Source organism: Rothia sp. HMSC062H08, assembly GCF_001810775.1.
Lineage (GTDB): Bacteria > Actinomycetota > Actinomycetes > Actinomycetales > Micrococcaceae > Rothia.
The window spans coordinates 34776-47337 of the sequence record NZ_KV802656.1 but is presented as its reverse complement, the minus strand read 5'-3'; the positions used below and the strand labels follow the sequence as shown (position 1 = coordinate 47337).

The 12562-nt window shown below is 62.1% G+C and carries 11 protein-coding genes; 8 read left to right on the top strand and 3 right to left on the bottom strand.

Translation table 11 applies throughout. The features are described from left to right. Positions 1-770 precede the first annotated feature (770 nt). Positions 771-1904 carry a 23S rRNA (uracil(747)-C(5))-methyltransferase RlmC gene (rlmC, locus tag HMPREF2765_RS02160; protein ID WP_070604173.1) on the top strand — a complete coding sequence of 378 codons (1134 nt, stop codon included), beginning with the start codon at positions 771-773 and terminating at the stop codon, positions 1902-1904. A 204-nt stretch (positions 1905-2108) separates the two neighbouring features. Here rlmC and HMPREF2765_RS02155 read toward each other — a convergent pair whose 3' ends face one another. Beyond that, the gene (locus tag HMPREF2765_RS02155) at positions 2109-3470 is read right to left on the bottom strand and encodes an MFS transporter (protein WP_246824527.1); all 1362 of its coding nucleotides are present in this window, start codon (positions 3468-3470) and stop codon (positions 2109-2111) included. A 212-nt stretch (positions 3471-3682) separates the two neighbouring features. Then, on the bottom strand, positions 3683-4210 hold the full coding sequence (locus tag HMPREF2765_RS02150; protein ID WP_049353950.1) for a mycothiol transferase: 528 nt from the start codon (positions 4208-4210) through the stop codon (positions 3683-3685). 239 nt (positions 4211-4449) lie between these two features. Here HMPREF2765_RS02150 and HMPREF2765_RS02145 point away from each other — a divergent pair, with 239 nt between their 5' ends. From HMPREF2765_RS02145 to HMPREF2765_RS02115, 7 genes are all read left to right on the top strand, one after another. Continuing rightward, positions 4450-4884 (top strand): Rrf2 family transcriptional regulator, encoded by a 435-nt coding sequence (locus HMPREF2765_RS02145; RefSeq protein WP_049353949.1) that lies wholly within the window; start codon positions 4450-4452, stop codon positions 4882-4884. Between the two features lie 69 nt (positions 4885-4953). Beyond that, entirely contained in the window at positions 4954-5958 is a 1005-nt protein-coding gene (locus HMPREF2765_RS02140; RefSeq protein WP_049353947.1) for an NADP-dependent oxidoreductase, read from the top strand. 27 nt (positions 5959-5985) lie between these two features. Further along, on the top strand, positions 5986-6819 hold the full coding sequence (locus HMPREF2765_RS02135) for an alpha/beta fold hydrolase (RefSeq protein ID WP_070604172.1): 834 nt from the start codon (positions 5986-5988) through the stop codon (positions 6817-6819). Positions 6820-7026: 207 nt separating this feature from the next. Next, positions 7027-8436, top strand: a complete 1410-nt coding sequence (locus tag HMPREF2765_RS02130; protein WP_070604171.1) for an FAD-dependent oxidoreductase — start codon at positions 7027-7029, stop codon at positions 8434-8436. A gap of 306 nt (positions 8437-8742) precedes the next feature. Then, entirely contained in the window at positions 8743-9462 is a 720-nt protein-coding gene (locus HMPREF2765_RS02125) for an isochorismatase family protein (protein ID WP_070604170.1), read from the top strand. Next, complete coding sequence (locus HMPREF2765_RS02120) at positions 9459-10226, top strand: SDR family oxidoreductase (protein WP_070604169.1); 768 nt, start codon at positions 9459-9461, stop codon at positions 10224-10226. Before HMPREF2765_RS02125 ends, HMPREF2765_RS02120 begins: the two co-directional genes overlap by 4 nt. Before the next feature lie 86 nt (positions 10227-10312). After that, on the top strand, positions 10313-11416 hold the full coding sequence (locus tag HMPREF2765_RS02115) for an isochorismate synthase (RefSeq protein ID WP_070604168.1): 1104 nt from the start codon (positions 10313-10315) through the stop codon (positions 11414-11416). A gap of 112 nt (positions 11417-11528) precedes the next feature. Here the strand turns inward: HMPREF2765_RS02115 and HMPREF2765_RS02110 are convergent, their stop codons facing one another. Next, on the bottom strand, positions 11529-12518 hold the full coding sequence (locus HMPREF2765_RS02110) for a 4'-phosphopantetheinyl transferase family protein (RefSeq protein ID WP_083303605.1): 990 nt from the start codon (positions 12516-12518) through the stop codon (positions 11529-11531). Positions 12519-12562: the final 44 nt, after the last annotated feature.

Below are 12562 nucleotides of genomic sequence, written 5' to 3'. Positions count from 1 at the left end.
GAAGGTGACCCGTTCGGCTCTGCAGAACGCTGCGTCGATTGCCGGTCTGTTCCTGACCACTGAGGCTGTTGTTGCGAACAAGCCGGAGCCCGCTGGTGCGGCCGTTCCTGGTGCGGACGCAATGGGCGGCATGATGTAGTAGAAATTTATCCCTGATGGGGTAAATTTCTACGGAATCCGTGGCACGCGAAGCGTGACCCGGTGGTGACCCGGCGCTGGTACCCAAACCGGCGCAGGTCCACGCATCCGTATGAGGCGGGGGCGGCTACCCATGAAGGGTGACCGCCCCCGCTTTTTTGCCGTTTGGGCGGTAACTCAAAGAGGCGTTGCGAGGTGGGGAAGGGGCAAGCGATATGCTGAGAACATGAGCTCTAACACCACGTCTTCCTCTCATATTTCACCAGCCCCGGACTGCACCAATCGGAGCGTGAAGAGCATCGGATCGCGGGGCTCGATTCTGAGCATCGGGTCGGTGAACTCGTTCTGCAGTATTGGCTCTGTGAACTCGGCGTTTTCTATTGGTTCGGTATTCTCGCTTGGGTCCATCGGCTCTGTCTTTTCTGCCGGGGCCGTTGCCTCGTGCCTGGGCTTTCTTGGCGTGCTGTCGGTCTTTTCGGGGCTCTCTGTGCTCTCGGTAGGGTCGTATCGGTCGGTGCTGAAAGTAAATCGTCGCCAGGGGACTCGGCGGTCTGGTCCTTCACACTCCTAAGCGCCCGCGCGTCATGGGCCGGCGGCGTTCCCGGCGGTGGAGGCGGTAAAATGGTTCCCCTATGAAATGTGCCTATTTTCGTGATGACCTCTGCTCCTCCTGCCCCAGCATTGAGACCGCCTACACCGCGCAGGTGCAGGCGAAGCAGGAGCATGCCCGCGCCCTGCTTGCCGCGTACCCGCAACTGCAGTGGCTGGACCCGGTGACCAGCGCGGAGGCGGGCTTCCGCAACAAGGCGAAGCTTGTGGTGGGTGGTTCGGCGAAGAATCCGACCCTGGGCATTGTGGATTACCGTACGGGCGCCTCCACGGATCTTGGAGAATGCCCGCTCTATATGGAGCCGATTCAGGCGGCTATTCCGGTGTTGCGTGAGCTGATTCAGCGCGCGGACCTGACCCCTTATGACATTCCGAATCGTCGCGGTGAGCTGAAGAATATTCTGGTGACTGCTTCGGCGGCGGGTGAGCTGATGGTGCGTTTCGTGCTGCGTTCGAAGAAGCTTCTGGTGCCGATTCGCCGCCAGATGGGCTGGCTACAGGAGCGGCTGCCGAATCTGGCGGTGCTGTCGGTAAACCTGCTGCGTGAACCGGTGGCGCGTGTTGAGGGGGATGAGGAGATTATCCTTTCGGAGCGTCAGACCCTGCCGATGCAGGTGAACGACCTGACTCTACATTTGCGTCCGCAGAGCTTCTTCCAGACGAACACGAAGGTCGCTGAGGCGATGTATGCGCAGGGCCGCGAGTGGGTGCGTGAGGTGGCTCCGCGCTCGCTGTGGGACCTGTACTGCGGTGTGGGCGGTTTTGCTCTGCACGCGGCTTCGGTGATGGACGGCGGCTCGGTGACGGGCATTGAGATTAGCGCGGAGGCGGTCGCTTCGGCGCAGCGCACGGTCGCTGAGTACGGCCTGAAGGGCGTGGACTTTTCGGCTCAGGATGCGCCGGAATTCGCGGTGTCTTCGGGTGCGGTGCCGCAGATGCTGGTGGTGAATCCGCCGCGCCGCGGTATTGGTGAGAGCTTGTGTGCGTGGATTGAGGGTTCGGGTATTGACCGTGTGGTGTATTCGAGCTGTAACGCGGTGACTTTGGCGAAGGATCTGGAGCGTATGCCCTCGTATGCGCCGGTGCAGGGCCGTGTGCTGGACATGTTCCCGCATACGGACCACTATGAGGTTATGACGTTGCTGAAGCGCGGGTAGGTTTCTCGGGTCAAGCGCTCATTCCTATCCCAAGTCCGCGAGCAGATACATAACACTAGGGCGCGAGCAGGTGATTTTTGGCCGAGCAGGTAGTATTTTTCCTGCATGCTCGGCCAAAAATCACCTGCTCGCGGTGTTATCAGGGTTGCCCGCAACGTGGCGGAGGTGAGGCGATGATGCCCCGAGGCGATATACAGAGCACAGTCATGCACCCGCACGGCTCTTTGCCTCATTCCGCGATTCCTGCGCCCGTATCGCTCGCGCAGTCGGGCCGAGAATGAACGTGAATACGGTGGCGATGATGAAGAGTGCCCCTCCGGTAACAATGGTGTTGATCGCGCCGAACGCTGGTACCGCCCATCCGGTGATGAGGTACCCGACCATACCCGCTAGGGAGAAAACCACACCCATGAAGCTGTAGACGCGCCCGCGCATGTGTTCGTCGATAGCGTCTGCGAAGAGGACTTGCCCGAGCACTTCTTCGGGTCCGTAGAACATGCCCCAGATGAACCAGAGCACGAGTACCGCCCACAGCGCCGGGTGTAGTCCCATACTCAGACAAACGGCGCCGTAGCCGAGTCCGGAGATGCACATCCACCCGCGTTTGGTCATACGCACCCGCCCGGCGCCTGTACCGACGCCGAGTTTGGCTGAAAGCCAGGAGCTGATCACGCATCCGGCGGCGTAGACGGAAGTTGCGATTCCGAAGGCGGTGTAGTCGTGCCCGAGGCCGCGGGTGAGGTATTCGAGCATGGGCAGGGTGGTGATGGGTACGGCGGCGATGGAGAGGAACCAGAAGGTGAGCATACCGCGCACGATGGGGTTGTGTGCGGTGTAGGCGGCGCCTTCGCGCAGGAGTCTGCCGGTGTGGTGTTCCTGCACGGTGGCGGTGCGTTCGGCGTGGGTGAGGTCGTAGTTGCGTATGGTGGCGACGGTGAGGGCAGCGAGCAGGTTGAGGGTGCCTGCGAATCCGACGGCGAGGGCTGGGGTGGTGAAGGATGCGACGGCGGCTGCGATGGTGGGGCCGAGGGTTTGGGCGAGGAAGATGAGGCTGCCGCGGCGTGCCATGTATTTTTGGTAGTCGTCGCCGAGCAGGGAGGGCATGGCGGCGGAGGCTGCGGGGGATGAGAAGGTGCCGAAGGTTGAGACGAGGAATGCGATGGTGAGGAAGGCGGGTAGTCCTGCGGCGGCGTAGAGGGCTGGGGATGCGATGAGTAGGGCGGCGCTGGCGAGCCTGAAGCTGACGGTGAGGGTTTTGCGGTTGAATTTGTCGGCGATAGCGCCTGCGAATGGTGCGAAGAGGATGACGGGGACTGCCTCGACGACCATGACGATAGCGGAGTGGGCGAGGTCGCCGGTGGCGCCGTAGGTCAGCAGGGGCATGGCGATAGCTTGGATACTGGACGCAAGAGCATCAGAAACCTGCGCGGTCAGGAGCGTGAGCTGCCCGCGTGCGTTCAGCGGCGTTGCTGATGTGGGTTTTGCGGTCGCGTCTGGTGTGTTTGTTGGAATGCGCGACGCAGGTGATTCAGGGTGCTCAGGCGAAGGGTCTGTGGTGCGTCTCATAATACTGTGGATTCTATCACGGGTAAGAACGCTGTAACCGAGGCGAAACAAGACACAAGATGCGCGAGCAGATAACAGTCCGTTATCTTCTCGCCGAAATATTATCTGCTCGCGGTGTTATCGGGGTTGCCCGCAACCGGGCGGTGGCGTCTCGGGCTGGTTGTGTCCGAGGCGCCACCGCTTTTTCGTTCCCCTCTAGCGGGCGTGAAATTCTATCCCTGCGCCGCGAAATCCTGTGCCGCGAGAATACCCGCCGCGTACGCCGCCTGGCCTACGTGCTGGGCTGCGTCGTCAATCAGGCTGACCAGGCGCACACCGCGAGTCACCGCCGGAGTCCACGAACGGTCAATAACCTCGCTCAAATCAGCCTCGCTCAGCGTCTGCGCGTAGGCCGCGAGCGCCTCGCCGGTTGCCACAAGGTACTCCACCAGCAGGGCAGAATCTGCAACCACGATGGAGCGTGCCTGCTCGGGGGTGTGGCCGTAACCTATGGTGTCGCCAAGCTCGCCCAGGTTGAAACGTTCCCTGAAGCCCTGAGCCTCCCAGACCTGCGGCTGACCGTTCAGAGCAGAAAGCTGCATGTCCATCTGTCGTCCGGCGTGCCAGAGCAGCCAGGCGATAGAGTTCGGGTGCCCGCCCGGGTGGGCGTTGAGTGCCTCAGCTGATAGCCCCTTGACGGCTACGGCGGCTTCGATGCCGGGGCGGCTGGCGGCGTCACGCAGAATATCGTGGGTTTTCATGGAGTCCTCCTGATTGTGCTGGCTTCCTTTAGGGTGGCTTCTTGTAGGGAGCCGGGTAGTTTTAGTCTACGCCCGCACGGGCTCTGAGGGGTGGCTGTGGAAGAAGAGAGAGGGGTTCTTGTGTTTATGGCGCACGTCCTAGAGATAAAACTTGACGGTGTAACTTTTTACTGCCATAGTTGTACTTGTATCCAATACGGATACAACTAAGGTATGCGGCACACAACCCAGGAGGGGACATGGACACCAAATTCTCGGTAGCACTACACGTCCTAACGATGATCAGCGAAAGCGAAAAAACGCTCAGCTCCGAGGACCTCGCGCATAGCGTTGGCACCAACGCCAGCTACATCCGCAAAATCATCACCCTCCTCAAAAAGGCAGACATCCTCAGCTCCCAGCGCGGCAAACCCGGCTACCAGCTCACCCGCCCGGCAGAGAACATTAGCCTCCTCGACATCTACCTTGCCGTCCAGGAAAGCCGCAGCATCAACCTCTTCCACACGCACCACAACGCGAACGAAGAATGCCCGGTCGGCGCCCATATCCTCCAGGCAGTCAACCCCATCTTCGAAGAAACCCAGCGGCACCTGGCTCAAGACCTCGCACAGCAAAGCCTGCGCAACGTCATCACGAACCTCTACACCGCGGCAGGAAAAACCCCTCCCGCATAACCGGCTCAAACACGGCTAAACCCGGCACCAGAACTTACCGAATAACACCACACCCGAAAGGACCCCCCCATGAAGGCAGCACAGATCGTTTCTTACAACAAGAACAACATCGCCCTCACCGTCACCGACGTACCCGCACCCCGCCCCGCCGCACGGCAGGTACTCGTCAAGATCAGCACCGCAGGCGTCAACCCCCTCGACAACATGATTTCCCGCGGTGAAGTCAAGCTCATCACCCCCTACGCACTGCCCCAGATCGCAGGCAACGAAATCGTCGGCCGCGTAGAAGCCCTCGGCGAAGGCGTCACCTCCTTCAATGTCGGCGAGCGCGTCTTCGCCCGCCTGCCGCTGAACAGCATCGGCGCTTTCGCAGAATACGTAGCCGTGGATGCGGCCGCCCTGGCTCGCGTACCCGAATACCTCAGCGACGAAGAAGCGGCGGGCGTTCCCCTGACCGCCCTGACCGTCATGCAGGCATTCGACCTGATGGGCGCCCAGCCCGGCAAGACCATCTTCATCTCCGGCGGTACCGGTGGTGTGGGTGCCATGGCAATTCCCCTGGCAAAGGCTAAGGGCCTGACCGTCATCACTAACGGTAGCGCCTCCGGTAAGGAGCGCGTGCTGGGTCTTGGCGCTGACCGCTTCATCGACTACAAGACCGAAAACTACGCTGAAACCCTCAGCGATATCGACTACGTCCTCGACACCCTCGGCGGCGACGAGACTGAAAAGCAGATGAGCATCATGGCGCCCGGCGGTCAGCTCGTCTCCCTGCGCGGCATGCCCAACAAGGCATTCGCACAGCGCATGGGAATGCCCTTCTGGAAGCAGCTGCTCTTCGGTGCGGCAGGTCGCACCATGGACCGCAAGGCGCAGAAGTACGGCGTGACTTACCACTTCATCTTCGTCGAATCTAACGGCGCGCAGTTGCAGCAGGTTGCTGACATCTTCGCTGAGCGTCAGATTAAGCCCTCCATCGACACTGTCTTCCCCTTCGAAGACGTCAACGCCGCCCTGGACAAGGTCGCTAACGGCCGCTCCAACGGCAAGACCGTCATCTCCTTCACCGCATAAGCGCCTCACTCAACGAAAAGAAGAATCGTGTCTTACCTCGAAACCCCCACCCGCCACATCTCCGTCAACAACCAGAAGATTGCCTACCGAGAACTCGGCGAAGGCAACTCGGACATTCCGCTGGTCATGCTTGTGCACCTCGCCGCCACCATGGACGACTGGGACCCCAAACTGCTTGACCTGCTCGCTGAGCGCCAGCACCTAATCGTGATGGACCTGCCCGGCGTGGGTTCCAGCGAAGGCTCTGTTGCGACCACCATCCCCGGTATGGCTCACCAGGCAGCAGAAATTATTCAGGCCCTCGGCTACCAGAAGGTCAACCTGCTGGGCCTGTCCATGGGCGGCATGATCGCTCAGGAAGTTGTACGAGCCTACCCCACCCTCGTCAACCGCCTGGTGCTGGTTGGTACCGGCCCGCGCGGTGGCGCTGGAATCGATGCCGTCACCGGAACCACCTTCGGCTACATGGCGCGTGCAGCCCGCGAGAAGATTAGCCCCAAGCGCTACATCTTCTACACCCACGACGCGCAGGGCGGCATTGAGGCGCAGCGCGTGCTGGACCGCATGGATGCCCGCACCGAGGCGCACCGCGGTGCCCCTATGAAGGTTGTCGGCTTCCTGCGTCAGCTGGCGGCTATCCGCCGCTGGGGCAAGCAGCCGCAGGACGATATGGCATACATTGCCCAGCCCACCCTCATCGTCAACGGTGAAACCGACATGATGGTGCCCAGCGTCAACTCCTACGATATGCACCGCAAGGTTGCCCAGAGTGAGCTGAAGATGTACCGCCGTTCCGGTCACGGTGCTCTCTTCCAGTACGCAGATGAGTTCGCTGAGGACCTGTTGAAGTTCCTGAGCTAGCGCCCCATATGAAGCCCCTACCGTCCTGTGCAGTGCCTTCTGTGAAGCGCCTCCTGTGCAGTGTGCCCAGTGCAGTGCGGTAGGGGCTTTGCTCATGCCCTAACGGTGGGTGGGATCAAGAAAAAATGTGGCGCACGGGAATAATACTCATTTCTTCCCGTTGAATTCTGCGAACACATCATCATCTAAATTTCACAGGAGAATATTATGACCACCCCCGCTCAGCTGCACTTTGATATGGTCGTCATCGGCTTCGGCAAGGGCGGCAAGACCCTCGCCGGCGCATACGCCAAGACCGGCAAGAACGTTGCCCTCATCGAACAATCCACCGGCATGTACGGCGGCACCTGCATCAACATCGGTTGCGTACCCACCAAGGCGCTCGTGCACCGCGCCGATGAGTTCCGCGCCAGCGGCGAGCGCAGCCTTGAAGAAGCAAACGCCGCCTACGAATCCGCCGTGGTTTTCCGTGACAAGCTGACCGGCATGATGCGCGCCAAGAACCGCGAGATCCTGCTGTCCAACGAGACCGCTAAGCTCATTGACGGTCACGCACGTTTCATCTCCGACACCGAGGTTGAGGTCACCGCAGGAGAAGACACCCTGCGCGTTACCGCCGACTACTTCATCGTCAACACCGGTGCCGTGTCGGTTATCCCGCCGATTGAGGGTATCCGCGAATCTGAGCGTGTGCTCACCTCCACCGAGCTGCAGAAGCTCACCCCGCGCCCCAAGCGTCTGGGCATTATCGGTGGCGGCCCCATCGGTGTTGAGTTTGCCGGTATTTTCTCCTCCTACGGTACCGAGGTGACCATTCTGGACGGTGCACCCGCCCTCTTCGGCCGCTACGACGAGGACGTTGCCCAGGTTGCCCGCGAGATTATCGCAGACCAGGACATTACCGCTCACACCGGCGTGCGTGTGCAGTCCTTCAAGGACGGCGCTGACTCGGTGACCGTGACCTACCTCGACTCCGAGGGCGCTACCCAGCAACTGGAGGTGGACTACGTGATGGTTGCGACCGGCCGCAAGCCCGCCACCGAGGGTCTGGGCCTGGAGAACACCAGCATCGAAACCAACGACCGCGGCGCAATTGTCGTGGATGAGCACCTGCGCAGCACCGTGCCGAACATTTTCGCGCTCGGTGACGTGAACGGCGGCCCGCAGTTCACCTACATCTCCCTGGACGATTACCGCGTGGTGCTCTCCCAGCTGGTCGGTGACGGTTCCCGCTCCACCAAGGACCGCAAGGCAGTGGCTTCGACCATCTACATGAATCCGCCGCTGTCTTCCGTGGGCCTGACCGAGCGTGAGGCAATCGAGGCGGGCCACAAGGTGAAGGTCGCTTCGAAGCCGGTTGCCGCGGTTGCCGCGATGCCGCGCGCGAAGACCCAGGAGAACCCGCGCGGCATCATGAAGTTCGTGATTGACGCGCAGACCGACCAGATTCTGGGCGCCCAGCTGCTGGTAATCGAGTCCATGGAGGTTATTAACCTGGTGGCTCTGGCGATGCGCCACGGCATTACTGCTTCGCAGCTGCGCGATGAGATTTACACTCACCCCTCGATCACTGAGGGTCTGAATGAGGTTCTTGCCGTCGCGGCGCCCGTGAACTAGTTGAACTAGAATCGCGGCTGAATTCGCGGTTTGTATAGCGTTTCTGCTTGTCCGAGTGCTTCCCTGCCCGTTCCGCCCGTTGTGCTGTCAACGGGGGTGCGGGTGGGGAAGCATTTTTGTTAAGGCTCATATATACCTTGTACCTAAGCATGCCCTAAGATGGTTATGAGATAAGCGCAAGCTCACCGGTTGGGTGGTCAGCGCGAAGGGGCTCGGAGGCGAGCCTCACTCGCGGCTACACCCACCGCAGTGCGCCACCTGCGCCACACATACAACCGAAAACCATAGGCACGAACCGGGAGAATCATGGCACTGCCCAAAATCAAGCCCTACACCTACGTCGACCGTGAACACAGCAACCGCGTGAGCTGGCCTGTGGACCCCTCCCGCGCTGTACTGCTCGTGCACGACATGCAGGTACACTTCGTCCAGGCTTTCGAAGGCGCCAACCTGGGGGAGGGCGACGCCAACCCGGACGCCCAGATTAACATCGCCATTAGGAACCTGCGCCGCCTCATTGACGCCGCCCACGCCGCCGGAATCCCGGTCTACTACACCGCGCAGCCGCCGCGCCAGAACCCCGAAGACCGCCGCCTGCTCATCGACTTCTGGGGCGACGGCCTGCAGAACGACGAGTCCGCCCGCGTGCTCGACGAACTGGCACCCACCGACCGCGACACCGTGCTGACCAAGTGGCGCTACTCCGCGTTCGTGCGCAGCCCCTTCGAGGACCTGCTCAAGGAGTCCGGTCGCGACCAGCTCATTATCGGCGGCGTGTACGCGCATATTGGCTGCCTGACCACCGCCCTGGAGGCGTTCATGCGTGACATTCAGCCGTTCATGGTCGCGGATGCGCTCGCCGACTTCTCGGAAGGTGAGCACCGCACGGCGTGCGAGTACGCTTCGGGTCGTTGCGCCCGCGTGCTGAACACCGCCGATGTACTTGCCGACCTGCATGCTGCAGAAGGTGCTGAGAAGGCTGAGACTGCTGAGAAGGCTGAGACTGCTGAGGAGGCGCGCGCATGAGCTGGGTCATTGTGACCGGCGCGAACGGCGGTATTGGTGAGGCAACCGTCCACCAGCTCATCAAGAACGGTTATTCGGTGTTTGCGGCTGACCTCGCGGAGCAGCCCATTGCCTCCTTCGGTACCTACGGGGACGCGATCTTCCGCTACCGCGCCGTAGACGTTACGAGCGAAGAGTCCGTCACCGCCCTCGCCAACGCTGTAGTGGCACTCGACGAACCCATCACCGGCGCGGTGCTCGCCGCGGGCATCGCCCACAGCCAGCCGCTGCTGGAAACCAGCTTCGACACCTGGAAGCGCCTGCACGCGGTCAACTCCGACGGCGTGTTCCTGTGCCTGCGCGAATTCGCGCGCATCATGATTGACCAGCAGGAAACCGACCCGGCGAACAGCCGCTCCCTGGTGACGGTCGCCTCCAACGCGGCGCGTGTGCCCCGCGCGGAGTTTGGTGCCTACGGTGCATCGAAGGCGTCGGCGGCGCGCGTGAGTTCCAGCTTCGGTCTGCAGCTTGCCGCGCACGGTATTCGCGTGAACTCGGTCTGCCCCGGCACCACCCGAACCCCCATGGTGACTGACGCCTGGGAGGGCGAGGACCGCTCCGCCCTGCCGGTTGCCGGTAACCCGGAAACGTTCCGCCTGGGCATTCCGCTACGCCGTATTGCCGACCCGGCGGATATTGCCTCGGTGAATGCTTTCCTCATTTCTGAAGCGGCACGCCACATCACCATGCAGGAGATTGTCGCCGACGGCGGCGCGACCCTCTAACGGTACTCCGAGCCCGGACTGTACCCGCGCCCGCATATATCCTAAATGCTTCTGGCGCGAACCCGCACACCACTGATAGAAGTACGATGACGAACCTTCCCGACTTTATCTTTGCCACCGGCACCCGCGTCCTGCGCGCATCCGGTGCGATGACCCCTGTCACCTTCGATAATGCCCTGGACGAGGCGAAACGTGCCGGTAGCGCCGTCGTGGGCCTGATTCCTTTTGACCCGGATATGTCCGCCTACCTCTTCGTGCCCGAACGCCTGGAGGAGCAGCAGGTGCCGGTCCCCGAGCAGACCGTGGCGCTTGCCGAGCCGGTATCGGTCACCGGCCGGCAGAACGACCGGTTCCGTGCCGCCGTGGCGACCGCCGTGGAGCGCATGAAGGCGGGTGAGCTGAGCAAGATCGTGCTTTCGCGTGTGCTCACCGCCCGCTACGCACCCGGCGCTCTCAACCTGGAGGCGCTGTACAACAACCTGCGCGCCCAGCAGCGTTCCGCGTTCAACTTTGCGGTGCGCCTGCCCGACGGTGAGCGCGGCATGAACGGAAGCTACCTGATGGGTGCCTCCCCGGAGCTGGTGTTCCGCACCGAGGGCCGCGCCTTCAAGACCCACCCGCTTGCCGGTAGCGCCCCGCGCATTGCCGAGCCCGGTAGCGCCGAGGACGAGGCGATTCGTGACCGCCTGTTCGCCTCGCCGAAGGACCGCCACGAGCACGCCTACGTCATTAACGATATTGCCAAGCGCCTGGCCCCCATCGCCGAGGAGCTGAACGTACCGCAGGTGCCCTCGCTGCTGCAGACCCCGCAGCTTTGGCACCTGGCGACCCCCATCGACGGTGTGCTGAAGGAGGGCCTGACCTGCCTGGACGGTGCCCGCGCGATTCACCCGACCCCCGCGATTTGCGGTGCCCCCACCGAGAAAGCACTCGATCTGATTCGCCAGCTGGAGTCTTTCGAGCGCCGCTACTTTGGCGGCCTGGTCGGCTACATGGACGCCGAGGGTAACGGCGAATGGGCGCTGGTGCTGCGTTGCGCCCAGGTCAGCCCGGAGGAGGCGGTGTTGTACGCGGGCGCGGGTATCGTGGCTGAGTCCGATCCGGAGCTGGAGCACACCGAGACCGGCACGAAGCTCGGCAGCTTCGGCCGTGCCCTGGGCGTGGATACCCTGGGCGAAGACACCCCTTAGGCTCTTTCGTGAACGCCTTTCGTGACTGCCTTGACCCGGCAGAATAAAACGACTGAACGCGCTCGCTGTTATGGCGGGCGCGTTCAGTCGTTGTTGTTATGGGGGAGCGTGGCTAGTCGGTGAGCAGACGCTTGAGCTCCAGGGGAGTGGCAACCGGCAGAAGCTGAGCCTCAAGCTGCACGGGCTCACCCTCGGCAGGGTTCTCCACAGCCAGGGCGATGAGCATCTTCTGCGCGTGCTCGGGGTTCTCCGCATCGGGCAGCGCCACGGGTACCCACTGCAGGCTAAAGCTCCGCTCGATAGCCTCGCCGCCGCCCTGAGGTGTGGGTGCGCTAAAGGTAGCACGCGCGGTCAAGCTGTCCTGAGTCAGTACGCGCAGGGCGGTCGGCTCGGGAACGTTGCTGCCCAGAAGGTCCCCCGGGACCTCCTCGTTCATGGCAAGTTCGAGCGCATCCAGCAGCTCATCTGTGAGCTGCACCCGAACCAGGGAGGGCACTACGCTCAGGCCGTGGCCGGTCGCTTTGAGCACCGCCTCCTTAGCGGTCCACAGCGCCACCGAGAACAGGTGCAGTACGGGCGCGGGGCGTTCCTGCGCCACTCGCTCATAGAACGCACGTTCTTCATTGGAGAGCGCTAGGCGCGCAAAACCGGAGAACAGACGCGCATCCAGAGTCTCAACATCCACACCGAGCACCGCCGAGGGGTTACGGCTAAACGCACCCACGACCAGCGGATTCACCTGCGACATATTGAAATTTACGCCCGCAATACGCGGCTTACCGTGCTTCTTACCGCTGGTGCACAGGGTGCAGGAACGATCCACCTCAATCTCAGAAGCGGCACTGGACGGCACATCCAGACGAGCCGCCGCCATGGCACGCATGAGCGCCTGAGTGCTCAGGTAGCTGACCGCCGCCGTGGAGGTCGGCAACTGCGCCGCATGCTGCTGCTCAGCAAGCCCCAGGTAGCTCAACCAGCTAAAACGCAGGGAACCGTACATGGTGCGGGTGGGAAGAGCGAAAATCTGCACGCGCTCGCTCGGACGGGCGGTAGGGCGCTCCGGGTGCTGTGCGCTGGGTGTTTCGGGGGCAGAATAGCTCATAGGTTTAGTGTACCCGCCCGGCATCACGGCAATGAGCGCGTCCG